Origin of the sequence: Siansivirga zeaxanthinifaciens CC-SAMT-1, assembly GCF_000941055.1 — a bacterium.
Taxonomy (GTDB): Bacteria; Bacteroidota; Bacteroidia; order Flavobacteriales; family Flavobacteriaceae; genus Siansivirga; species Siansivirga zeaxanthinifaciens.
In genome coordinates this window covers 388,539-413,939 of the sequence record NZ_CP007202.1, presented here as the reverse complement: position 1 = coordinate 413,939, position 25,401 = coordinate 388,539, and the positions used below count along the sequence as shown (strand labels likewise).

Genomic DNA, 25,401 nt, shown 5'->3' with positions numbered 1-25,401 from the left:
ACAGTATTATGATTGAAAAATTGAGAATATTAATGATAGACGATCACCCAATGATTATTGAGGGGTATCAAAACACATTATTATTTACAAAAAAACAAAACCAAGAACTTCTTATCGATATAGCCAACAATTGTGATCAAGCTATAAAACTTATAGATAAGGCCTTAGAAAATAATTTTAATTATAATGTTCTATTTGTTGATATAAGTTTGCCGCCTTCAACAGACGGTTTAATGACTTCTGGTGAAGATATTGCCGTTTATGTTCGTAAAGTTCTCCCAGAGGCTAAAATTATAATTTTAACTATGTTTAATGAGTCTTTCCGTATTCATAATATTATAAAAACTATTGGTCCGGAAGGGTTTTTAATTAAAAGTGATCTAACATCTAGCGAATTAGCAAGTGCATTTCAAGCGGTGCTAAATAATCCTCCTTTTTACAGTGGAACCGTAAATAGTATTATGAGAAAAATGTCTAACAGCGATGTGGTTATAGATGAAAAAAATAGAAAAATTTTACATTTATTATCTCAAGGTATCAAGACAAAAAATTTGGTTTCTCATTTAGATATTTCGTTAAGTGCTATTGAAAAAAGAAAAAAACAATTAAGAGAAATATTTGATGTTCAAGATGGTGAAGATGAGACTTTGTTAAATGAAGCTAGAAAAAAAGGTTTTGTTTAAGGTTTAGCTTACAATTATTTAAAAAACTGTTAAAGTTTAATAAAATTAGCTTTTTTATTTTTGCTCGTAGTATTAGTTTTTATAGGGGTTTTGAGTATATCTTCTCTTCAGTTACGGTTTTCCCGCACTTATAATTCAAAACAAATTATTAACTTTGTCCTATCAACACTTCAAGATTAATTAATCCCTCAATTTTTTTTGTTGATAATAGCAATTTACATGCCCTGTGGAGGTGAGAGACCCACAGGGCTTCTTCTTTTATGTTAAGTTTATAACTAAAAAATTAATTATTCTTAACCAACAAATGAAACAAGCTTAAAAGATATAAGAGAACAGCATGTGAATTATTTTTGAATTTAAATAGACAAATGTAAAAGCAGTATTTTTTTCAAGTTAGTGAATAAATAAATTTATTATTTTTAATATAATGTTTAAAACCGAAGCGCAAACTTCGGTTTTTCAGCTTTTTAATATCTTAAAAACCAAAAAAATCGTACTTTTCCACCTTAGTTTTAATCTATGAAGCAATTTTACGTTTTAATATTAGTTTTAATTTTTACTTCATGTAATTATTTCAACGTAAAAAAAACATCTACTGAAGCTATTTTAAAAGAAGAATTGCAAACTTTTAACTGGAATGAAGTAGATGATTATCCTTCTTTTTCTGTTTGTGACTCTACAAATGGGAATATCGAAAAAAAAGACTGTTTTTCGAGCGTATTAACAAGTTACATTCTAGAGGCCTTAAAAAAAGATTCTATTATAGTAACACAAGATATAAACGATACGATTAATTTAGAATTTCAAATATCGGAATTAGGTATTTTAAAACTTAAAAGTGCTAAAATTGATAGTGTTACTTCCGAAGAAATTCCAAATCTCGAAACCCTTATTCGATCTGGTTTAGACTCTTTGCCCAAAATTTACCCGGCCATTAAACGCGGCCAACAAGTAACCACCGAATTTAAATTACCTATTGTAATAAAAGTAGATTAACTTTTAAACGCGCGTCCTTTCCAGGTATATCCCGAAAAAATAGATTGTATAGCTACATAGCTACTAAAAAACGGATATAATAGAAATCCGAAAACATAAAATTTCAAAACACTATTTTGATTAAAAAATGCGCAGGTTTTATATATTAAAAGTAAATCGATACTAAACTTAATCATGAAAATATAAACAGTTGTTTTTGTTTTAAAAAGCCCTAAAAGCACCAATATAATTAAACATACTATAAGCGTATTCATAAGCAAAACAATAAGTCCGGTGAGTTTTCCAAACATGTTTTTATATGCACTGGTTTTGCTCGCCCAACGAATACGTTGCTGAATTAAATGATGCCAACTTGCCTGCGATTGGGTTAAAACAACGGCATCGTTACATTTTAAATAATGAACTTGGTCTGGGTATTGTTTAGCAATTTTTTCTAATAGAAAAACATCATCGCCACTGGCGGTATTTGTGTTGCCTTCAAAACCATGAACTTCATTAAAAATAGTTTTTTGGTAAGCGAAATTGGCGCCATTGCATAAAAAAGGTTTTTTAATACCAAAACCTCCTATAGTCGCTCCTTGCAAACTTAAAATATCTAATAATTGAAAGGTATTTAAAAAGTTGTTTTTAATAGTATAAGTAACAGGCGCAGCTAAACATAGAACCTTATTTTTTTGAATATACGCATTGAAACTATGCAGCCATTTTTGCGAAAACAAACAGTCGGCATCGGTGGTTATTATCCATTGGTTTTTCGAATGATTTAATGCTTTGCTTATGGCATCTTTTTTTGGAGCATTCGATTTGTAGTTGTTATTTAAAATAGCATAATCTATTGAAGAGTCGATGTTGTTTTCTATAATTTCAACCGAATCATCTTCAGAAGCATCATTAACAAAAATAATTTCAAAAAGGTCTTTTGGGTAATCCAGTAAATTAATAGAAGCTATGAGTTTGGGTAAATTTTCAGCTTCATTTCTAAATGGAATGATAACAGAAAAGGATGTCTCGGCTTCTAATGCCTTTAATTTGAATGTTTTAATTTTTTCAAATCCAAAAACAAAACTTCCTATTAAAACAAGGTAGATTAAACTAATGGTGATGCTAAGTAAAATCATATATCAATTTTGTTTTTTTCTGAATTAAAATTAAGTACAAAATAGCTTCCAATAACACTAGGAAGCGCAAAATTTAAAAGCCACATAGTGGTTGTTACAACTAGTATAAATACAGGATTTACGCCCAGAAACTTAAATAAATACACTCCAACACTCCCTTTTATAACCAAATCGAAAATATTAATGGTAGGGATTATGGATGCAATTAAATACATACTCGATATAGGAATAATTGCCGTGAAATAAGACAATTTTACATCTAAAATATGAAGTAGAAAATAAAATTGAAATGTAAATAATGTATAACGTACTAGAGAAAACCATATAACAAGTAAGAAGTTTTTTTTGGGGTAATTTAAAAGGAATTGTTTCAATTTTTCAATTGAAAAACCCTTCAGTTTTAATTTGTTTTTTTTTAAAAATAGCCTTGTTAAAACAATTAGTAATAAACCAATAATTAAAAATAAAGCAGGCTTATAAAAGTTAATTTTAATAGCATAATGTATAGAAAACATAACAAGTCCTATGCTGCCAAAAACCGTGGTGATAAGCATTTGAGACATGTTACCTAGAAAGTTTAAAAGAAGGATGCGTTTTCTGCTCTCTTTGTTGTAGTACAAAACTTTAGCCCCATATTCTCCAATGCGGTTGGGCGTTATAATGGAAATCGTTAAAGCACTTAAGCTTTGTTTCATGGCATCTTTAAACCCTAAAGCATGCCATGGTTTTACTAAATTTTGCCACTTTAAAATTTCCAAAATCCAGTTAAAAGAAGTCAGTAAAAGAATAATTAGGCTGTTTTTTAATGAAAAAACATCGTTTTTTATTAAAAGGTTAATTAAATCTGAAAAGTTTAATTCCTTGTTATTTATTAGTTTGTTGTAAATAAAATAAAAAGCGACGATAACAATACTTATTTTAATAAGTACAAAAAAGAATTGTTTAGTTTTGTGTGGAATCGTCTGCATCATAAATATGTCGCAAAATAAATCATAAATAAGCGATATTGGTGTTTTAGTACCGATTTTAAATAACATGGCTAAAGAAAAAATTATTTTAGGAATAGATCCTGGTACAACTATTATGGGTTTCGGACTCATAAAAGTGGTTGGAAAAACCATGACTTTTTTACAGTTAAACGAACTTGACTTAAAAAAGTACGACGACCATTATTTAAAACTGAAATTAATTTTTGAACGAACCATTGAGTTAATAGACACACATCATCCCGACGAAATAGCCATTGAAGCGCCATTTTTTGGGAAAAATGTGCAAAGTATGCTTAAGTTAGGTCGCGCCCAGGGTGTTGCCATGGCAGCTGGTTTAAGTCGGGAGATTCCTATTACAGAATATTCTCCAAAAAAAATTAAAATGGCCATTACCGGAAATGGTAATGCTACCAAAGAGCAAGTGGCGAAAATGCTTCAAAGTTTATTGGGGTTAAAAACAATTCCTAAAAATCTCGATGCTACCGATGGTTTAGCAGCGGCTGTTTGTCATTTTTACAACGATGGCAGAGTAGAAATTGGCAAAAGTTATACTGGTTGGAGTGCCTTTATAAAACAAAACGAAGATCGGATTAAAAAGTAATGGCAGGTATTTACATTCATATTCCGTTTTGCAAACAAGCATGTTATTACTGCGATTTTCATTTTTCAACGTCATTAAAAAAGAAAAACCAAATGGTTCAGGCCTTGGTTCGGGAAATTGAATTAAGAGCACCTGAATTTAAAGACATTTCCGTTGAAACTATTTATTTTGGTGGTGGTACGCCGTCGTTACTGTCAATTGAAGCCTTGCAACTCCTTATTGGTGCTGTTTACAAAAACTACAAAGTTATTGAAACTCCTGAAATTACTCTGGAAGCCAATCCAGATGATTTGGTAGCAGCCCAAGGGGAATCGCGAACCATTTTTGAAAAATATAAATCTATTGGTATTAATCGCTTAAGTATTGGGATTCAATCGTTTTTTGAAGAAGATTTAAAACTCATGAATCGTGCACACAATGCCAACGAAGCTAAACAATGTTTAAAGGATGCTTCAGAGTATTTCGAAAACATTTCGGTAGATTTAATTTATGGTATTCCGGGTGCTTCCAACGAAAAATGGTTTCAAAATATTCAAACGGCTTTAGCATTTAATATTCCGCATATATCCAGTTATGCTTTAACAGTCGAGCCCAACACCGCATTAGAGCGCTTTATAAAAAAAGGAGTTATAGAAAATGTAGATGATGCTCTTGCCGAACAACAATTTCAATTGCTTGTTAAAACTTTAGAAGCTTCAGGTTTTATGCATTACGAACTTTCTAATTTTGGTAAACCCAATTATTTTAGTAAAAACAACACCGCTTATTGGTTAGGGAAACCTTACATAGGAATTGGTCCTTCGGCGCATTCTTACAACGGACGTATTCGGGGTTGGAATGTTAGAAATAATTCAAAATACATAAATGCTTTAAACGACAATGTATTACCCATAGAAACCGAAACCTTATCTGTTACCGATAGATATAACGAATATATTATGACAGGTTTACGAACTATTTGGGGCGTTTCTTTAGATAAAATTGAAACTGAATTTGGTGTTTTATATAAAAAATATGCATTAGAGCAGGCAAGCAATCATTTAAATAACGATTTATTGTATATTAAGGACAATAAATTACACGTAACCAAAAAAGGTAAATTTTTAAGTGATGGCATTGCTTCAGACCTTTTTAAAATTAATTTAAAGTGATTGCAACAATACAATATAACTCCAGAAAATATCAAATAGATTTAACTCAGGCTATCGATATTTCAATTCCATTAAAAGGTTCTAAAGATAATGTGAACGTATGGTATGTTGGGTCTCCAAAAATTGAGCCCGTTACTTTCGACGATGATTGGGTAGGTAGTGTCGAGGCAGGTGCGTGTATAAATTTTAATGATATATATTTTAATCCGCATGCGCATGGCACACACACCGAATGTGTCGGGCATATTACCAATAAGGTGCATTCTGTAAATCAGTATTTAAAACAATTTTTCTTTTTAGCTGAATTAGTTACCATACCGCCAGAAAAAATTGATGATGATTTTGTAATTACAAAACGACAAATACAGTTTGCATTAGGCAATAAAAAACGGGATGCCATAGTAATTAGAACCCTGCCTAATACCAGACAGAAATTAACCAGGCAGTATTCTAACACCAATCCGCCTTATTTAGCAGAAGATGCCACCCATTTATTAAAAGAAAAAGGCATTAAACATTTACTAATTGATTTACCGAGTGTCGATAAAGAAAAAGACGATGGTGAATTATTATCTCATCATGCATTTTGGAATACTTCGGGAGCTATAAGAATGGATGCCACCATAACCGAACTAATATTTGTTCCCAATAATATTGATGATGGCACCTATTTTTTAAATATTCAAATAGCGCCCTTCGAAAATGATGCTTCACCCAGTAAACCCATTTTGTATAAAATTATTGAAGAATAGTTATTAAGTAAGTTTTATTGAAACAGAAATAAAATGGACATAGAACAACTCAGACAATATTGCTTAAAAAAGCCGGCGGTTACAGAAACCTTTCCTTTTGATGCCGATACTTTAGTATTTAAAGTATTGGGTAAAATGTTTGCTTTGTTTCCACTTGAAAAATGGGAAGCAGGCGAGGGGTGGGTTAATTTAAAATGCGACCCAGAATATGCTTTAGAGTTGCGAGCCGAATACGAATCGATTCAACCAGGATGGCACATGAATAAAGCTAACTGGAATTCTGTTTTAATTTATAAAGGCGAATTACAAACTAAGTTTGTTTTAGAATTAATAGACCATAGCTATGATATGGTTGTAAAAGCAATGCCTAAAAAACTAAGAAACGAGCTGTTGTGATTTTTTAATTTAATTAATTAATTTTCAATTAATTAAATACTTTTCGTATATTAGATAAACAATTTTCTTCCCTATAGTTATAAAGTAGCGTTTTCTAGTTGGAATTTCCCCAAAGGTTTCAGTATTAGAATAATAGATTTTAAATTTTAACACCTATTATACTAACCTTAATTTTTTAATTATGAAAACCACCAACCAATTTTTTGCAGCAATACTATGCATGTTATTGCTATTCAGTACCACTATTATTTCAGCACAAGAAGCAGAACCAGTTGCTAAATTTATCTCGGCAACAACCATGCACTGGAATATGAATAACGAAGATTTCGAAATGGATGCATGGAAATCTTTAGAAAAAGAATATCTAGAAAAAGTAACTAATAAAAATGAGTATTTAATTGCTTCCTCATTTTTTTTACACCAAATGACACCCGATAATACAGAGCTTATTCACGTAAGAGTTTATGGTTCTTGGGAAGACATTGAAAAGGCAGCCAACCGCGATGCCGAACTCGAAAAAGAAGCTTGGCCCGATAAAGCCGAAAGGGATGCATTTATGAAAAAGCAACAAGCTTATTACTCACGCCAGCATTCAGATGAATTGTATTCGGTGTTGCCTTTAGTAAAGCATGTTCCAAAATCGAACACAAAAGATTTAATTTGTTATGTTCGAAAAACACATTTTGCCTATCCAGATAATCCGAAAGCAGGTGAGTTTAAAGATATTATGACCGAGCGTTTTAATGTTTTAGTAAAAAACAATCCTTTAATTATTGGTTATTACTCACACAGACATGCTTGGGGTAGTGATGGCACTGAAATGATGGAATCTTTCTTTGTAGATTCTTTGGCAGACTTAGATAAAATGTTTGATAGTTATCCCGAATTAATGAAAAAAGCATGGCCTGATGAAGCCGTTAGAAAAGAAAAAGGAGAAATTTTTAATAAATATTTTACTGGTGTACACGGCGATTTTGTGTATAAACAAGTAAAAGAACTTACCAAATAGCTTTATTATATTTTAAAAAAGCGCTTGAAAAAAGCGCTTTTTTTATTTTCAGGAATTAGGAAGCTAAACCTCTAGTATAAATTTTTAGTGTATTATTGCACCTTTAAATAAACAATAATGAGTGTTATTCAAACATTGAAAGAAAGAAGCAATTCAACTTGCGAATTATGTACAGCTACCAACGATTTATCCCAATACACCATTCCACCATCGTTAAATGAGAATGTTGATAATGATATTTTGGTTTGTAAAACCTGCTTAGACCAAATTGAAGGCAAAGTAGAAATGGATGCAAACCACTGGAGATGTTTAAACGATAGCATGTGGAGTGAGTTTGTTGCCGTTCAAATAATGGCATGGAGAATGTTACAACGTTTACGAAGCGAAGGCTGGCCAAAAGATTTGCTGGACATGATGTATTTAGATGATGAGGCCTTGGCTTTAGCGCGTGCAACCGGCGAAGACAAAGATGATAGCGAGAAAATTATTCACCGAGATGTAAATGGTGTTATTCTTGAAAATGGCGATTCGGTTGTATTGGTAAAAGATTTAAAAGTGAAAGGCTCCAGTATGGTTGCTAAACAAGGAACGCCTGTTAGAAATATTCGTTTAGATCACGAAAATGCAGAATACATTGAAGGTAAAGTAGACGGACAACAAATAGTAATAATTACTAAATACGTAAAGAAAACATAACTAAACACAAAAGGCTTATCAATTTCGATAAGCCTTTTTTAATTTATAAGGTTTGTTAAGCAGAAGTATCGGCAATAAGGTAGTATCTCACAAAGTGTGTAAAGTTAAAAATATCGAGGGTTGCAACCCTCGATATTTTTTTGTTTAATTTTAAAATTTACACACTTATGAAGAAAGAAGATTTTCTAAACGACGATTTTTTAAAACAGTTTAAAACAGGAGACGAACTGACCTCCTTTCTAAAATCCATTCAAAAGCGAGGTATTGAAAAGATGCTAGAAGGGGAACTTGATGCTCATTTAGACTATGAGAAGCATCAGCAATCCGATAATAGCAATACCCGTAACGGCTATGGGTCTAAAAAGATAAAAACAGCTTTAGGAGAGACTAATATTAAAGTTCCCAGAGACCGGGACGCTTCTTTTAACCCTATGCTGGTTCCTAAACGCACTAACATGGTTGATGGCATAGAAAACGTCATTATCAGCCTTTATGCCAAGGGTATGAGTAATTCTGATATTGAAGAGCAAATCCGAGAAGTTTACGATTTTGATGTATCCACATCTACCATATCACGTATCACAGATAAAGTTACCAATGATATTGTTGCTTGGCAAAACAGACCTCTGGAGCCCGTATATTTAATTACTTGGATGGATGGCATCGTATTTAAGGTTCGGGAGAACTCCAAAGTCATTAACAAAACCATGTACATCGCCGTAGGACTGCGTAGAGATGGTAAAAAGGAAGTCTTAGGGCTTTGGTTGGGGAAGAATGAATCGGCAGCCTTTTGGATGAGTGTACTAACCGATATGAAAGCCAGAGGCGTTCAGGATTTGCTTATCACGGCCACAGATAATCTTAACGGTTTTACCGACACCATTAAAAACGTTTTTCCTGAATCTAAAACCCAAATCTGCGTGGTACACCAGATTCGTAATGCTTGTCGGTATGTTGTTTGGAAAGACAAGAAAGAATTTACAAAGGACATGAAAAGCATCTACGATGCACCCACCAAAAGTGCAGCAAAAGCCGCCCTAGAAGACTTTGCTCAGAAATGGGAACACAAGTACTCTTACGCTATTAAAAGCTGGAGAGATAACTGGGAAGAACTTACCGCTTTCTATGAATTTCCTTTAGAAATTAGAAAAATCATTTACACTACGAACCTTATTGAAAACCTTAATGGAAAAATCAGAAAATACACTAAAAACAAGCTCTCATTCCCAACAGATGAAGCTGTTATGAAGTCCACTTTTTTAGCCCTTAGAGAGGCTACCAAAAAATGGTCGATGCCTATTAGGAACTGGGGCATTATTTTAAACCAGTTTTTAACTATATTTGAAAAAAGGGTTCAACTTTAAAAAAGTTAAACCCTCGATTTTTAACTTACACACTTTACGGGATAGTGTCGGCAATAATTTTCCATTCGCCATCAATACGTTTTAGAATTATCATAAAAATACCTGTAGCATTGCCAATGTCTCTTTTTAAATGAAATTCGCCCATAACGTAATAAGCGTCATCATTTATTTTAGAAATGGCATTTAGTTTAAAGTTTAATTTTCCTGTGTGGTCTTTTGTTGGATACGCTTTCTTATAACGATTTAATGTGTTTTCCCAACCATAAGTAATGCCGTTGCTACCATAAAATTTTAGCGAATCGTTTTTCCAGTAGCCTTCCATAAACTCATCAATATTGTTTTTAGACCAAGCCAGTCGTTGCGACTTTAATAACGATTTAATTTCTTTAATATCTTTTTCGTTATTGGTTTGGGCAAAATTATTAATGGCAAACAGAAAACAAAGAAACACAAGTATTTTTTTCATTAAAAAGCGATTTTAAGTTTTAAGTCTATGAAAGTACAAAGAATGCTCTTAAAAATAAAAACTTATTTACACAGTTGCTACGAAAGCCTAAAGTACTTTGCTTTGTTTTTCTAGAAAGGCATCTGCCTGAAGCTGCATGAGTGTTTTTGCTTTTTTTCGTTTATAATTATACAGCTCGTCTTCGTTTTCAAGGTCTTTGTAAATTCGGTCATTTATAGCAAAATCGGTTTTTAATAAAGCCTCTCTTTGGTTTTTATTTTGAAGTACGTTTGTTTTAACAGCGGTTTCTTGGTCTTCTAACTTAAAATCGTAGGCACTTTTAGGTGCTAATAATTTAGCGATAATAGGCGATGTTTCAATAGCTAAAAACAATAAGAAAATAAAAAATGAAGGTAGCCATGGTAGTTTTTCTAATGCATTTATACGCGCCATTAAGCCATCGAAACTATCAATAATGGGTTGTGTTTTGTCAATTTGTGTGTTGTAGGTAGCTTTAAGTTTAGCGATATCAGATTCTAGGGAGCTTATTTTAGATTTGTTATCGGTTTTTAATTGTTGCAATTCGGCTAGGGCGGCGTCGTGTTTTTCTCTTTTTTCACTGTAAACAGGTCCTTTGCCAATTCGCTTGGTGCCGGCAGTTCCTTCGGCTTCATTTATATAAATATCATAAAGCGCATTCACTTCTGTCTCTTTTGTTGCGATTTGATTTTCTAAGGCTTTTATATTGTTTTCTAGTGCCTCGATATTAGGATTAAATTGTTCTGCAATGTCATTTTTATTAGCGAGTGTTAATTCATTTTTTTGCTCAAGAAGCACTTGGTTTATTTCCTTTTCGAAAATTTTTAGTTCTAAAGGCTTCGAAATAACTATGGCAATAATTACCGCAAGAATAATTCGTGGCGAGGCTTGTAAAAATTCATCTAAAAAACTCCCGGTTTTTTTAATGGTTGAAACAATATATCGGTCTAAATTAAAAATGAGTAAACCCCATATAACTCCGAAAAAAATAGAAGTATAGAGATTATCGAAAACGGTAAAGAGTGCATAGCTGGCAGCTATAAACGCCATGAGGGCAGTAAAAAAAACGGTGGCGCCAACCCCAGTATATTTATTTTGTTCACCTTTTGAACATTGTTCTAAAATATCGGTGTCTGCACCCGAGCAAATTATGAAGAATTGCTTTAACATAATAATTGATTTTGATTGATGATTGACTCTTAGAACGTTAAAGCGTGTTATTTGTTACATAAAATCCCAAAAAAGCTAATTAGTTTTTTGTCTAGACCTGTAGCTCTCAATTACTACCGTAGCCAAAATTAAAGATCCGCCAATAAAGGTATTTAGGTTAGGTATTTCATTAAGGAAAACAATGGCAATTAGAATTCCAAAAATTGGCTGAGTGCTACTTATAATACTTGCAGTACTTACCGAGAAATGTTTAAAACTACTTACAATCATGGTATGCCCAATGGCGGTTGTTAGTAATGCAAGCGCTATGATGTAAGGGAATTCTGTTGAAATATTTGAAACATCAAATAAAAAAGGAGCAGGTAATAATACGAGACTTAAAATAATAAGTTGATGCATCATAATACTCATTCCAGAATATCGACTTATTAATTTTTTGGAAATGATATTTCGCAACGCATAGAGTAAAGCCGATATAACACCAAATATAATGGCACTAAAGGAAGAACTTTCTAAACTAAATTCTGGTGCTAAAATATAAAGTCCTATTAAAACCATAATACTTAAAAAAATATACATCGGGTCGAATTTAACCTTAATAAATAGCGGTTCAATTAAAGCCGTTAACATAGGGTAGGTAAATAACGACAGCATGCCAATAGCTACGTTAGAGAGCTTTAGTGCATAGAAATAGGTTATCCAATGGGCGCCAAAAAATAAAGCGCTTATTGTTATTGTTAGAAAGTCTTTCTTAGATGAAATTTTCAAATTTACTTTTTTAACATAGCAAAAAATATATAAGAATAACCCACCTATTATGCAACGGCACCATATTATGAGTGGAGGATCTAAATCTATAAACTTACCTAAGGGTCCAGATGTGCTACCAAAAAGAGTGGCAATTAAAAGAAATATTAAATTTTTGGTGTATTGGTTTTTCATTTCATGGTTTTAGTAACACCAAAATTTATTTAGAAAGCTCGGTAAAATATTTATAAAATAACGGAATGGTTTCGATGCCTTTTAAGTAATTAAATATGCCGAAATGTTCGTTTGGTGAATGTATGGCGTCGCTGTCTAAACCAAAGCCCATTAAAATGGTTTTGCTTTTTAGTTCTTGTTCGAAAAGGGATACAATAGGTATGCTGCCGCCGCCACGTTGTGGTATTGGGGTTTTGCCAAAGGTATCTTGGTAGGCTTTACTTGCTGCTTGATACCCAATGTTATCTATGGGCGTTACATAACCTTGTCCACCATGGTGAGGTGTTACTTTAACAGTTACGCCTTGGGGTGCTATGTTAGTAAAATGTTTAGTAAAAAGTTCGGTAATATTTTTCCAATCCTGATTTGGCACTAAGCGCATCGAAATTTTAGCGTATGCTTTACTTGCAATAACTGTTTTGGCACCTTCACCGGTATAACCACCCCAAATACCATTGACATCGAGAGTTGGGCGAATGGAATTTCGTTCGTTGGTTGTGTATCCGGTTTCGCCATAAACGGCGTTTATGTTTAGTGCTTTTTTGTAAGCTTCTAAATTAAAAGGTGCTTTGGCCATTTCGGCGCGTTCTTCTGGTGATAGCTCTTCAACTTCATCATAAAATCCAGGAATGGTTATATGATTGTTTTCGTCGTGAAGTGAAGCAATCATTTTTGCCAGAATATTAATAGGGTTGGCAACCGCACCACCATATAAACCTGAATGTAAATCGCGATTAGGACCTGTTACTTCTAATTCTACATAACTTAGGCCACGCAAACCGGTAGTAATTGATGGAACATCGTTAGCTATCATTCCGGTATCGGAAATCAGGATAACATCATTTTTAAGTTTTTCCTGATTATTTTTAACGAAAATAGCAAGGTTGGAACTGCCAACTTCTTCTTCGCCTTCTATCATGAATTTAACGTTACATGGTAATTGGTTGGTATTAATCATGTACTCGAAAGCTTTAACGTGCATATACATTTGTCCTTTATCGTCGCAGGCACCACGAGCAAAAATAGCCCCTTCAGGATGTTTGTCGGTTGTTTTTATAACCGGTTCAAAAGGAGGCGAATCCCAAAGGTTTATTGGGTCTGGTGGTTGTACATCGTAATGGCCGTAAACTAAAACAGTGGGTAGTTTTTTATCTATGGTTTTTTCACCATAAACAATGGGGTAGCCCTGTGTTTCGCATATTTCAACTGTGTCGCAACCGGCTTGTTCCAGACTTGTTTTAACGGCTTGTGCTGTGTTTAAAACATCGTTTTTGTATGCCGAATCGGCGCTAATTGATGGAATTTTAAGTAATTCTAAAAGTTCCTGAATAAAGCGTTCTTTATTATTGTTTATGTATTCTTTTATGTTACTCATCGTATTTTTTTAATATTCTTTCAAAAGTATAAAAAAAAGAATGTTTTTTTAAGGGTTGAGGGTTTGCAATTTAAAAATCTTGTTTATATTTGCACATCTTTAGCGGGCGTGGTGGAATTGGTAGACACGCTAGACTTAGGATCTAGTGCCGCGAGGTGTGGGAGTTCGAGTCTCCCCGCCCGCACTGTAAAGGAAAAGTTTCTCATTATTTTGAGAGGCTTTTTTGTTTTTAAAATATCTTTTTTAACAGTATTCTTCAGAAATATAATTTATCGTTTTAAGCTTTTGGGAAGATTAACAATTGTAATAAGTTGACATATTTATTTATCTCTTTTTATCAACTATACCCTTGTTTTTGATTGGACTTAAAATTATCTAAGTAATTTTTACTTGAAATAGGAAAACTTTCAACTATAAATATATACCTAATAGTTTAAATTATAGCTGCTTTCAAAAAATGTAAATATGTTGAAATTAGAATTTAATCTCTTAAAGTTTAAAGTTTAGTATTAATATGAATGTGAAAACCAAAGAATTTAGTTTATTTAATTTAATTAACAATTACTAAGGCTTTCATTAATCCTATGTTGTAAAATTATGAAGGTTGTTACTCTAATTTGTTGCCCATAATACAGTCGTAAGCAAAGATTCCAACTATTATTATAATAACTAATGATACAATTTTTAACATAATAAATATTAAGTCTTGTTGAAAAAAAAGGCAAAACACTTATGCATTTTGCCTTGCCCTAATCATATCCTAGTAAAACTTACCTATAGGTATTTAACAAAATTAGAAAGGTTTATAGATTAAAAAATTATATTTTTATTAGATGTTACTTAATTGTAATAATCGCTGAATATTTGGTTTAATTGGATTTTAATTATTTATTTTGTCTTATTGCATTTTTATTATTCAAAAATCTATGATAAAAATGAGCTAGTATTTTTAATATTTTTTTATAAGAATTGAAACCTAATTCAAGTTGGATAATAACTGATTTTAGCCGTAAAACTTATTTCAATTCTAATGTACCAGGTGGGATATTTGTTTTTAACACAAATTCTACAAATATTGATGCTAAAAAAACTGATGTTTTATATTTTGGGGGGGGGAGATGGTTCGACTTACAAAACACTAAAAGTAACCAAATTTCGATATCAATTTTATGCCAATTAATATTTAGTAATATAAATGATTACCTATAAAAATATATTAAGTTCTTGATGCTTTGTTTCTAAAGAAAATATTATAGTCATTGGTGTGAATTTAACGGCTTCTATTATCAATAATGGGATTTTTGTTTTAAGTAATCCAGTAAGTGTAGTATTAATTATTATACCAGGAATACAAAATACATTCGAAATAATTTACATATTTTTAGTAAATGATGCAAATGGTCACAGTTTTTTACACATTAACAGTTGATAGATGCAATTTTAAATTTACTCATACCTTTAATAGTTTGTCCTACGGCACATCATCAAACATCAATAATTCAGTTTGCTAAAATTGATTACAAATTTCTATTAAGGTTGAAAGCCTGAACGAAAACAGTTCGAGAACTATTGTTGCTATAAGTATTCAATCTAAAAATGATACTTTTTTTTATTCCCAATATACCTTAAGCGATATTGTGTTTTAATACAAGTTTTGTTTTAGAATAAAAAAATACATTAGAAATAGTATAAATAATATTTAAGTGCAATCAGCATTAATATTGAAAAATATGCTAAATATTATGTTTCAAATTGATTAATAACATATTAATATGAACAAAATAAAAATGAGTCTTCTAACTTGTTATAGTAATTTATAAGGTCAAAATATATAATTAATTGTTTTTTCTTGTCGGAAGAGTTATCTGAGAAAAAATTAGATATTATCTTTTGAGATGCGATTTCTTGAAGGTTTTTGTTGAGTGATTTATAGTTTTTAAGAATTAAAGGCTTCTCAATAAGGTTTAATTCGAATACGCGACGTAAAGCATTAAAAGTGTTATTAACTCCTAATTTTGTGATAAGTTCCTCTTCTATAATTTTTAGAGAATGATTAAATTCACTTGTATTTGTCTTTCGCTGCTTCAAAAAGATAATTATTTTGTATTTAAAAAAAACAGTATCTTCTATGCATAGCGAACTTAGATTGTCTTGAGTTGTATTTTCTGAAAATAACTGATATATTTCATTCAAATAGTCATTAAAAATTTGACTTTTTATATCATTATCACCTGAATTTAAACCTTCAATTAAAATTCCGGAATACTTTAAAGCCGTTTTTTTTACCTCTTCTTTAACTAAATCATATCGCTGTAAAGATCCTTGTTTTAAAGACAAATATATCATTTCATATAAGTCATTGGTTTTGTATTTAATTTTCAGATTGTTTATAATAATCTTATAAGTAGCTTCGTCTATATCTAAAAATCTTTGTATGTCTGAACCAGAATATCCAATAGCATATATTTTTAAAACCGCAGTTTCTAAAAAAATTAAATTTAATTTTTTAAAATTAAATTCTAATTCTTGTTTTACTGTTTTCATTCGTTAAACTTTTATTTGGTTTTTACAAGGAATTACAATTCACTAATAATTAAGAAAGCTTTTAACATCAAAAAGTTTCCTGTTAGAAATAGGTACAATAAGGTTTTCTTTTAAAACACAATACTGTCTGCCTGTGTCTTTAATTATGCTTGATAAGTATGCAACGTTAACTATAAAACTGTTATGAATTCTTAGAAAGTCTAAATCTTGAAAAAGTTTTTCGTAGTGACCAAGATTCTTACAAACGATAATAGATTCCTCTTTTTCTAGATGCAGTATGGTATACCTGCCAGAAGATTTTAGGTAAATAATCTTGTTTACTTCGAGTACTTTTATTTTTTTTTGCGAATTAACTGCAATATACTTTGGAACGCTAAATACACTATTATTCATATGCAATCATTTTTGGGGTAGCACTTTAATACATTTATTGTTATTTGTTTCAAATAACAATCACAAAAAAGATTTATGGGAAGAGGTTAAATTGCGTAAATGAAACTTAGGCAATATATTGTTAGTTATTAGCTTTACAAAAATAAATGGTTTATGTTAAAAAAAACCAAAAATTAAAAAACGAGTTATTTAATACAATATTCGATGTAATATTTAAATAATCGGTATAATTTTAATATTAATGTATTTTTTTGTGTTTTAAGATTGATTTACCTGAAAAACTTAATAGTGGCAAATAGGCTATATATAAACTTTGTTTGCTATTATACACATGTGTTTTATTATAAATGTTTCGTTTTTATTAATTAAATAAAGTATTAATATGTTTAATATGATGTAGCTAAAATAACAGCTAGTAGTGTAGATAATTTTTAATGTAAGTAAATCTCCTGTTTGAAATAGGTACAATCAATTTTTCATTTAAAACACAATACTGCCCCCCAGCATCTTTAAATATGCTTTTTAAATATGCTATATTTATAAGAAAACGGTTGTGTATTCTTAAAAAATCCAATTCATTAAAAAGTTTTTCGTAATGCCCTATGTTTTTACACGCTGTTATAGAATTACCTGCTTCTAAATTTATAATAGTGTAATTTCCAGAGGACTCTAAATAAATAATTTTATTAATCTCAATTACCTTAATTTCCTTTGTAGAATTAACAGCAATGTATTTAGGAATATTAGAATTATTATTTCTCATTAAAAGTTATTTTGTGAAAATAAGTATATTCATTTTTTTTTTTTAGAAAAGTCAACTAGTTTTTTACGCTAACAGTTATGTTAACAAAAACTTATTATACATGTACTTTTGAAGGTAATTTTCTAAATTATCCAGTAAAATTACAATAAATAATTGCAATTAGAATGGTTAGGAGTATTGTTTTCGATTATAAGACAAAAATATAATAAAAATTTATTTTTGTCCTATTTTTGTCTTAGCTTTATAAAAAATTTTACCTACTTTCTCTAAGTAAAATCAAATTTCTTAATTTTTATCAATCTAAACGAATGATAAAAGTTGTTTTTAATTTTGATTTATGATAAAAACAAAAAACACTACCCTATTTTACCATCATTTTTATTACTTATTATTCGATAACCAAGACCCATCTCAATTGGAACTAGATGTTTTTGAGAAATTTGCCATTGTTTTAGGTATAGAACCTGTAATTGAATAAAAATATATTTTCCTTTACAATGACTCATCATTTTCTTTTGAGTTTAAACTTGAGTTTTTGTACACCCTATTTGAAACCGTTTTGCTTAATTTTGATAACAATAAAGAATCTAATAATATTTTACAAAAGTATTGTGTAAAAATTGGGTTTTTTAATAATAATATAGAAGATTTTTCTGGCTTTTTAACTGAATCTGTTCTTAACAATAAATCATTTCAGCAGTTACTCGAAGAAATTAGGCTTTAAAAATAAATGTATGGTTTAATTAATTATTACTATTAATCATTATTTTAAGCTAGAATATCACAATTTTTTTAATAACATTTCGTAATAATGGAATCTTATTTCTTAAAATTAAATAAAATTAATAAAGATTTTTCAAGAGTGTCTTTTTTTTGTTTTAATTAACGTCTTCAGATGATTTTTTTTTTACATTTTATGTTGTCTTGATCCTCATAATAAAATTTTTATAATTATTCTTTTAAATTTTGATTTTTGGTTAATTCAAATGTTGATTAATTCAATGCCTAGATTATGGTTTTAGCTATGTGATTTGATTTGTGATTTTTTATACAATTTATGTATATGCAAATTTTATGATATTTGATAGAGTAATCTTTTTCTTTATTTTAATGTGTTTTTAATGCGTTTCAATTTTCTAACATGATACTACAGGACAGGATTTTATTTATGTTTAAATACCTTGCCATAATCTAATTTAAAGAAAATTTATTATAAAGACTTTTACTTAAAACACATTTTGTACGAAGTAATAATTGATGGCATTATGATTGTTTTTAATTTAATATTTTAATTCTTTAGATTTAAAAAGAAACAAGTATTTTAGCATACAAAAGCAACAATATGAATTTATTCAACTTAACAGGTAAACGCGCTTTAGTAACAGGAGGAACACATGGCTTGGGAATGGCTATGGCCGAAGGTTTAGCCAATGCAGGTGCAGAACTTATAATAACAGGCACTACACCTTCAAAAATGGAAGATGCCTTAAATTATTACAAAGAAAAAGGATATAAAGTAAGTGGTTACTTATTTGATGTAACCAACGAAATAGCAGCCAAAGAGCATTTAGATATCATAGCCAAAGAAATAGGCGACATACATATTTTAGTAAATAATGCGGGTATCATAAAAAGGGAGCTTGCCATAACGATGCCTGTTGAAGATTTTAGGCGTGTAATTGATGTCGATTTAGTTGGACCTTTTATTATGTCCCAATTGATTGCAAAGCAAATGATTGAGCGTAGAGAAGGAAAAATAATAAATATTTGTTCTATGATGAGTGAGTTAGGTAGAAATAGTGTTTCTGCATATGCAGCCGCAAAAGGTGGTTTGAAAATGCTAACTCAAAATTTAGCAACAGAATGGGCTAAATTTAATATACAAGTTAACGGTATTGGTCCGGGTTACTTTGCGACTAGTCAAACAGCGCCCATTCGTGTTGATGGTCATCCTTTTAATGATTTTATAGTTAGCCGTACACCAGCAGCTCGATGGGGAAATCCAGAAGATTTGGCTGGAGCAGCCGTTTTTTTAGCTTCAAAAGCAAGCGATTTTGTTAATGGTCAAGTTGTTTATGTTGATGGAGGTATCTTAGCGACTATTGGAAAACCTTCAAATGAAGATTAATATTTTATAAAAATAAAATGAGTACAAAATTTATTCACGACAATTTTTTACTGGAAAACAAATATGCAGAGGAATTATATCATAATTACTCTAAAAACCAACCTATAATAGATTATCATAACCATTTATCACCTCAGTTAATTGCAGAGGATAAAATTTTTGATAATATAACTCAAGTTTGGATAAACGGAGACCATTATAAATGGCGTGCCATGCGCACCTTAGGAATTAATGAGCGATTTGTTACAGGTAACGCCTCCGATAAAGATAAATTTTTAAACTGGGCAAAAACCGTTCCTTATACCATGCGTAACCCTTTGTATCATTGGACGCATTTAGAGTTAGCTCGTTATTTTGATGTGTACGATTTATTAAACGAAACATCTGCAGAGAAAATCTATGATGAGGTGTCTGCAAAAGTAAACTCTAAAGAATATAGTACACAAAATTTACTTCGTAAAGTTAATGCCGAATATGTTTGTACTACCGAAGATCCAACCGATACCTTACAATATCACCAACAAATTAGAAAAGATAATTTAGATATTAAAGTTGGTACCTCATTTAGACCAGACAAAGCTATTTTAATATCTAATGATGGTTATAATAGTTATATTGATTCCCTTGGAAAGTCAGCAAACACTGAAATTAATACTTACGACGATTTATGTGATGCCCTTAAGAAACGAATAGACTTTTTCGATAAAAACGGATGTAGTGTTTGTGATCACGGATTAGATCAGATTTATTTTGAGACATTCACTGAAAGTGAAATTAAAGCTATCTTTAAAAAGAAACGCGAAAACCAAGCGATTACTTCAGAGGAGGCTTTAAAATTTCAAAGTGCTATTTTAATTTTCTTAGCAGAAACATATCATGAGTATGGCTGGGTGCAACAATTTCACCTAGGAGCTTTAAGAAATAATAATGCACGTATGCATCGAATTTTAGGGCCCGATACTGGTTGGGATTCTATAGGAGATTATCCACAAGCTCAAAAATTATCAGCATTCTTAAACACTTTAGATTCTAAAGATAAATTAACAAGAACTATTATATACAACTTAAACCCTGCCGATAATGAGGTTATGGCTACCATGATTGGTAATTTTAACGATGGTAGTGTGAAAGGTAAAGTACAGTTTGGTTCTGGCTGGTGGTTTTTAGATCAAAAAGACGGTATGATAAAACAAATGAATGCCTTATCTAATATGGGGTTAATTAGTTGTTTTATAGGGATGTTAACCGATTCTAGAAGCTTTTTGTCATTCCCAAGACATGAGTATTTTAGACGTATTCTTTGTAATCTTTTAGGAGATGAAATTAAAAGAGGCGAATTACCAAACGATATGGAATGGATTGGTAAAATGGTCTCAGATATAAGCTATAACAATGCTAAAGATTATTTTAAAGTTTAAATAAAACAACAACTAAATAAATCATGATATAATAGGTATATTTAGTACCTATTTAACAAACTAATTAAACATGAATAAAACACAGAAGATAGGAAACTATCGCTTTAGAATTTTAGGACTATTAATGTTCGCTACTACTATAAACTACTTTGATAGGAGTATTATAGGAGTACTTTATCCTACACTTCAAAAATTATTTGGATGGACAAATAGTGATTATGCAGGTATAATAATATGGTTTCAAATAGCATATGCTATAGGTATGCTTGCAATGGGGGGTATTATAGATCGTTTGGGTACTAAAAAAGGATATACATTAGCCATTGGAACATGGAGTTTTTTTGGTGTACTTCACGCTTTCGTTCAACCAGGATTTAGTATTTTAGGTTTTTCTATCGCTCGGTTTGGTCTAGGAATAGGAGAATCAGGAAATTTTCCAGCAGCTCAAAAAACGGTAGCAGAATGGTTTCCAAAAAAGGATAGAGCATATGCGACGGGACTTTACAATGCTGCAACTAGCATTGGTGCTATAGCAGCGCCATTTGTAATTGGTTGGATAGTTAATGAGGATGGTAAAAACTGGCAAATCCCTTTTTTAATTACAGGAGCTCTAAGTGCAATTTGGGTTTTTCTTTGGTTTCGTTTTTATAAAAAACCAGAAGTTCATCCTAGTTTATCTAAACAAGAATTACTTTACATTCAAAGCGATTCAGTCGTAGAAAATGAAGACAAATTACCATGGACAATGGTATTCTTTAAACGAGAAACTTGGGCTTTTGCTATTGCTAAAATGACAGATGCTGTATGGTGGTTCTATCTTTTTTGGGGTGCTAAATATTTATCTGTAACCTTTAATGTAGACGTTAAAAGTATTGGGGTTCCATTTTTTGTTATTTATGCTATGGCCGATGGAGGTAGTATTTTTGGAGGTTATCTTTCTGGACTATTTATAAGAAAAGGATGGTCAATAAATAAAGCTAGAAAAATCACTTTATTAATTTGTGCCTTGATAATACTGCCTGTTGCAATTGTTGCAATAACACAAAATAAATGGTTAGCGGTTTTCTTAATAGGTCTCGGAGCAGCAGGACATCAAGCTTGGTCTGCTAATATTTTTACCTTAGCTTCAGATGTATTCCCTAAAAAGGCAGTTGCTTCAGTTACAGGTATTGGAGGTATGTCTGGTGCTGTTGCTGGAATTATATCATCATTTCTTTTAGGTAAAGCATTGGATTCTGCCGGAAATACAGGGTTTTTCTGGGCTTTTCTAGTTGCGGGTTCTTGTTATTTAATTATTCTTGGGTTAGTACATTTATTAATGCCAAAAATGACACCATTAGATGAAAACCTAAAATATATAGAAAATTAATTAACTGATGTTTGCTTTCTAATGTTTTAATATTTTAATTAAAATATTAAAATTTTGTAGAAGTAATTTTTATAATTAAGATATCAAAAACTAAACAACATAGCATATTTAAATGCTGTAATTACTGCTATTAAAACAATTATAGAGTTTTAGTAAGCATGTTAAATTAACATCATGGACTTTTGTAACTTTTATAAAAGTGTATAAAAGTCAAGTTAAAGTTTTATAGAAAAGTAAAAGTGTTGCTACCTTATTTATTTTTATAAATATGTAGTTTTTGAAAAATATGAAAATTATGAATTTGTAGTTTTAACAGTATGATTAGGTCTAATTTATTTAGCTCCCTATAGGGTCTAAATACAGTTTCCAAGTTTATTTCCAGTAACATTTTAGACACTTTTATACGAAAGATTCAGTAATTAATTTAGAGAACTCTAGTGTATTGACTATTGTTATTGAATTAATTTGTCATAATCTAAAACACAATAATATAAAGTATTAAAATTCTTTATTTATAATCTTAGGAATGATAATACGAGGCATCAATTAGTTGTGTTTATTAAGTTGACTGAATTTCTATAATCCGAAAATGAGTCTGAATTATTTACTTAAAAATTATAATTCAAGAATTTAACATTCTTACTAGCAATTATATGCAAAAATTCTAATGGTCGAGCATGGTATAAAAGCATGCTTACCGAACAAATTTTTAAATTATAATTGAAGAAAATTACTTTTTGAAAAAATAAATTTGATAAAAAAATAAGAATATATTGATATAATTAACCATCTCGATTCTTGAGATATAAGTGAAGTTTTGGGAGCAAATAATAAAAAAATTAATAAGTGTTTTTTATACACTTTTTTTGTATTTTATTTTATATTTGCAAATATAAGTTTCTATCTCACTTTAAGAAAGTAATTATAAATTTATTTAAAAAGATTAACAATCAGGCAAATTAAATATTAACCACAATTAAAAATGAACAAAAAATTAGATCAACAAGCGGCAGATAATATTAGAGCATTAGCTGTGGCAATGGTAGAAAAAGCAAATTCAGGTCACCCTGGTGGTCCTATGGGTGGTGCAGACTTTATGCACATTTTATACTCAGAGTTTTTTAATTTCGATCCAACAGATATGACATGGCCATTTAGAGATCGTTTCTTTATGGATGCAGGTCATTTGTCTACTTTAATGTACGCTCAATATTATTTATTAGGAAACTATGAAAAGAATGATGTTGCTAATTTTAGACAGTGGGGTTCAATAACTCCTGGTCACCCAGAAGTAGATGTTGCTAGAGGTATTGAAAACACCTCGGGACCACTAGGTCAAGGTCACACTATGGGTGTAGGAGCTGCCATTGGAGCGAAATTTTTACAAGCTCGATTTGGTGATTGGATGAATCATAAAATTTATGGTTTTATTTCTGATGGTGGTGTTCAAGAAGAAATTTCACAAGGTGCTGGTAGAATAGCGGGCCACTTAGGATTGAATAACTTTATTATGTTTTTCGATTCTAATGATATTCAGTTATCAACTTCTACAGATGAAGTAACTACCGAAGATACCGCTATGAAATATGAAGCTTGGGGATGGAAAGTTATAACGATTGATGGTCATAATCACGATGAAATTAGAAAAGCACTTACCGAAGCCAACAATGAAACTGAAAAACCAACCTTAATTATTGGTAAAACCATTATGGGTAAAGGTTGTGTAACTGCCGATGGCGCTATATTTGAAGGTGAATGCGAATTACACGGGCAACCCATTGGTCATACAGGAGCAGATTATACTAAAACTTTATTGAATTTAGGCGCAAATCCAGAAGCTCCTTTCGATATTTACCCAGAAGTTGAAGCTTATTATAAAGACATATTAATAACCAAAACAGCAAACGCTGCAACTAAAAAAGCTGAAATAGCATCTTGGAGAGCTGCAAACAATGCATTAGCCGATAAATTAGATTTCTTCTTATCTGGAGAATTACCAGAATTAGATTTTGAATCGATTGAGCATAAACCAAACTTAGCATCTAGAGCTGCTTCGTCTGGAGTTCTGGCTTATTTAGCAGGTAAAGTAGAAAACATGATTGTGTCTTCTGCCGATTTATCTAACAGTGATAAAACAGATGGTTTCCTAAAGAAAACGTATGCTCTTAAAAAAGGTGATTTCACAGGGTCATTTTTACAGGCAGGTGTTGCCGAATTAACCATGGCTTGTATTGCTAACGGTTTAGCATTGCACGGAGGTATTATTCCTGTGGTTGCAACATTCTTTGTGTTTTCAGATTATATGAAACCAGCCATTCGTTTAAGTGGTATTCAAGAATTAGGCGTTAAGTATGTATGGACACATGATGCGTTCCGTGTAGGTGAAGATGGTCCAACACACCAACCAGTGGAGCAGGAAGCACAAATTCGTTTACTTGAAAAACTTAAAAATCACAAAGGAAACCCTAGTTTCTTAGCGTTACGTCCTGCCGATTCTGCCGAAACAAGTGTCGCTTGGAAAATGGCTTTAGAAAATAAAAATACACCTACCGGTTTAATTCTTTCAAGACAAAATATAAAAGATTTACCAGCTAAAGGAGCGTCTAGATACAGCGATGCTTTGGCTGCCGAAAAAGGTGGATACTTAGTAAAAGAAGTTGAAAATCCAGATGTTGTGCTTATTGCAAACGGATCGGAAGTTGCAACCTTAGTGGCTGCCGCCGAAATTTTAGAAGCAGAAAATGGATTAAAAGTGAATATTGCTTCTGTAATTTCAGAAGGGGTATTTAGATTACAGTCTAAAGCGTATCAAAATAGTGTAATTCCTAAAAACAAACCATTATTTGGTTTAACAGCAGGTTTACCAATAAACTTAGAAGGTTTAGTGGGTGATAACGGCAAAGTTTTCGGATTAGATCATTTTGGTTACTCGGCACCAGCTTCTGTTTTAGATGATAAATTCGGATTTACAGGAGAGAAAGTGAGTAAACAAGTATTAGAATATTTAAAAACAGTATAAAA

General features: G+C 31.1%; 23 protein-coding genes and 1 tRNA gene. 15 read left to right on the top strand and 9 right to left on the bottom strand.

Annotated features, from left to right (window positions below; translation table 11 throughout):
- Nucleotides 1–8: 8 nt before the first annotated feature.
- Nucleotides 9–683, top strand: coding sequence for a response regulator (locus AW14_RS01955; RefSeq protein WP_044637281.1), 675 nt, complete (start codon nt 9–11; stop codon nt 681–683).
- Nucleotides 684–1,202: 519 nt separating this feature from the next.
- Entirely contained in the window at nt 1,203–1,679 is a 477-nt protein-coding gene (locus AW14_RS01950; protein WP_044637280.1) for a hypothetical protein, read from the top strand.
- Here AW14_RS01950 and AW14_RS01945 read toward each other — a convergent pair.
- Nucleotides 1,676–2,797 carry a glycosyltransferase family 2 protein gene (locus AW14_RS01945; protein WP_044637279.1) on the bottom strand — a complete coding sequence of 374 codons (1,122 nt, stop codon included), beginning with the start codon at nt 2,795–2,797 and terminating at the stop codon, nt 1,676–1,678. The two genes, AW14_RS01950 and AW14_RS01945, sit on opposite strands and share 4 nt — an antisense overlap.
- Nucleotides 2,794–3,834, bottom strand: coding sequence for a flippase-like domain-containing protein (locus AW14_RS01940; RefSeq protein ID WP_245617608.1), 1,041 nt, complete (start codon nt 3,832–3,834; stop codon nt 2,794–2,796). Before AW14_RS01940 ends, AW14_RS01945 begins: the two co-directional genes overlap by 4 nt.
- Here AW14_RS01940 and ruvC point away from each other — a divergent pair.
- The 7 genes from ruvC to AW14_RS01905 all read left to right on the top strand — a co-directional run bounded on the left by ruvC (nt 3,833) and on the right by AW14_RS01905 (nt 9,755).
- A complete protein-coding gene (ruvC, locus tag AW14_RS01935) occupies nt 3,833–4,387 on the top strand; it encodes a crossover junction endodeoxyribonuclease RuvC (protein ID WP_044637278.1) in 555 nt (184 codons plus the stop codon). The genes AW14_RS01940 and ruvC overlap by 2 nt on opposite strands.
- Nucleotides 4,387–5,538: a radical SAM family heme chaperone HemW gene (gene hemW, locus AW14_RS01930; protein WP_044637277.1), complete on the top strand. Its 1,152-nt coding sequence runs from the start codon at nt 4,387–4,389 to the stop codon at nt 5,536–5,538. The genes ruvC and hemW overlap by 1 nt, the downstream gene beginning before the upstream one ends.
- Entirely contained in the window at nt 5,535–6,290 is a 756-nt protein-coding gene (locus tag AW14_RS01925) for a cyclase family protein (protein ID WP_044637276.1), read from the top strand. The genes hemW and AW14_RS01925 overlap by 4 nt, the downstream gene beginning before the upstream one ends.
- Nucleotides 6,291–6,323: 33 nt before the next feature.
- Nucleotides 6,324–6,686: an MmcQ/YjbR family DNA-binding protein gene (locus AW14_RS01920; protein WP_044637275.1), complete on the top strand. Its 363-nt coding sequence runs from the start codon at nt 6,324–6,326 to the stop codon at nt 6,684–6,686.
- A 181-nt stretch (nt 6,687–6,867) separates the two neighbouring features.
- Nucleotides 6,868–7,695 carry a hypothetical protein gene (locus AW14_RS01915; protein WP_044637274.1) on the top strand — a complete coding sequence of 276 codons (828 nt, stop codon included), beginning with the start codon at nt 6,868–6,870 and terminating at the stop codon, nt 7,693–7,695.
- A 117-nt stretch (nt 7,696–7,812) separates the two neighbouring features.
- On the top strand, nt 7,813–8,391 hold the full coding sequence (locus AW14_RS01910; protein WP_044637273.1) for a PhnA domain-containing protein: 579 nt from the start codon (nt 7,813–7,815) through the stop codon (nt 8,389–8,391).
- A gap of 167 nt (nt 8,392–8,558) precedes the next feature.
- Nucleotides 8,559–9,755, top strand: a complete 1,197-nt coding sequence (locus AW14_RS01905; RefSeq protein ID WP_044637031.1) for an IS256 family transposase — start codon at nt 8,559–8,561, stop codon at nt 9,753–9,755.
- Between the two features lie 34 nt (nt 9,756–9,789).
- On the opposite strand, the gene AW14_RS01900 is transcribed toward AW14_RS01905, so the two are convergent.
- The 4 genes from AW14_RS01900 to AW14_RS01885 all read right to left on the bottom strand — a co-directional run bounded on the left by AW14_RS01900 (nt 9,790) and on the right by AW14_RS01885 (nt 13,765).
- Complete coding sequence (locus tag AW14_RS01900; protein WP_044637272.1) at nt 9,790–10,221, bottom strand: YybH family protein; 432 nt, start codon at nt 10,219–10,221, stop codon at nt 9,790–9,792.
- Between the two features lie 87 nt (nt 10,222–10,308).
- Nucleotides 10,309–11,409, bottom strand: coding sequence for a DUF4407 domain-containing protein (locus AW14_RS01895; protein WP_044637271.1), 1,101 nt, complete (start codon nt 11,407–11,409; stop codon nt 10,309–10,311).
- A 75-nt stretch (nt 11,410–11,484) separates the two neighbouring features.
- Nucleotides 11,485–12,351, bottom strand: a complete 867-nt coding sequence (locus AW14_RS01890; RefSeq protein ID WP_044637270.1) for a DMT family transporter — start codon at nt 12,349–12,351, stop codon at nt 11,485–11,487.
- Nucleotides 12,352–12,376: 25 nt separating this feature from the next.
- Nucleotides 12,377–13,765 carry a dipeptidase gene (locus AW14_RS01885; protein ID WP_044637269.1) on the bottom strand — a complete coding sequence of 463 codons (1,389 nt, stop codon included), beginning with the start codon at nt 13,763–13,765 and terminating at the stop codon, nt 12,377–12,379.
- A 102-nt stretch (nt 13,766–13,867) separates the two neighbouring features.
- Between AW14_RS01885 and AW14_RS01880 the strand changes: the two genes are divergently transcribed.
- Nucleotides 13,868–13,949 (top strand) — tRNA-Leu (locus AW14_RS01880).
- Between the two features lie 1,583 nt (nt 13,950–15,532).
- Here the strand turns inward: AW14_RS01880 and AW14_RS01870 are convergent.
- The 3 genes from AW14_RS01870 to AW14_RS01860 form a co-directional block, all read right to left on the bottom strand.
- Nucleotides 15,533–16,309, bottom strand: a complete 777-nt coding sequence (locus tag AW14_RS01870; RefSeq protein WP_044637267.1) for a hypothetical protein — start codon at nt 16,307–16,309, stop codon at nt 15,533–15,535.
- 42 nt (nt 16,310–16,351) lie between these two features.
- The gene (locus tag AW14_RS01865; protein WP_044637266.1) at nt 16,352–16,702 is read right to left on the bottom strand and encodes a LytR/AlgR family response regulator transcription factor; all 351 of its coding nucleotides are present in this window, start codon (nt 16,700–16,702) and stop codon (nt 16,352–16,354) included.
- A 412-nt stretch (nt 16,703–17,114) separates the two neighbouring features.
- Complete coding sequence (locus AW14_RS01860) at nt 17,115–17,465, bottom strand: LytR/AlgR family response regulator transcription factor (RefSeq protein ID WP_044637265.1); 351 nt, start codon at nt 17,463–17,465, stop codon at nt 17,115–17,117.
- A 337-nt stretch (nt 17,466–17,802) separates the two neighbouring features.
- On the opposite strand from AW14_RS01860, the gene AW14_RS14785 reads away from it, so the two are divergent.
- From AW14_RS14785 to AW14_RS01835, 5 genes are all read left to right on the top strand, one after another.
- Nucleotides 17,803–17,943: a hypothetical protein gene (locus tag AW14_RS14785; RefSeq protein WP_154662102.1), complete on the top strand. Its 141-nt coding sequence runs from the start codon at nt 17,803–17,805 to the stop codon at nt 17,941–17,943.
- Nucleotides 17,944–18,807: 864 nt separating this feature from the next.
- The gene (locus AW14_RS01850; protein ID WP_044637263.1) at nt 18,808–19,593 is read left to right on the top strand and encodes a gluconate 5-dehydrogenase; all 786 of its coding nucleotides are present in this window, start codon (nt 18,808–18,810) and stop codon (nt 19,591–19,593) included.
- Between the two features lie 17 nt (nt 19,594–19,610).
- Nucleotides 19,611–21,011: a glucuronate isomerase gene (uxaC, locus tag AW14_RS01845; RefSeq protein WP_044637262.1), complete on the top strand. Its 1,401-nt coding sequence runs from the start codon at nt 19,611–19,613 to the stop codon at nt 21,009–21,011.
- A gap of 70 nt (nt 21,012–21,081) precedes the next feature.
- Entirely contained in the window at nt 21,082–22,380 is a 1,299-nt protein-coding gene (locus tag AW14_RS01840) for an MFS transporter (RefSeq protein ID WP_044637261.1), read from the top strand.
- A gap of 982 nt (nt 22,381–23,362) precedes the next feature.
- Nucleotides 23,363–25,399 carry a transketolase family protein gene (locus tag AW14_RS01835; RefSeq protein ID WP_044637260.1) on the top strand — a complete coding sequence of 679 codons (2,037 nt, stop codon included), beginning with the start codon at nt 23,363–23,365 and terminating at the stop codon, nt 25,397–25,399.
- Nucleotides 25,400–25,401 lie beyond the last annotated feature (2 nt).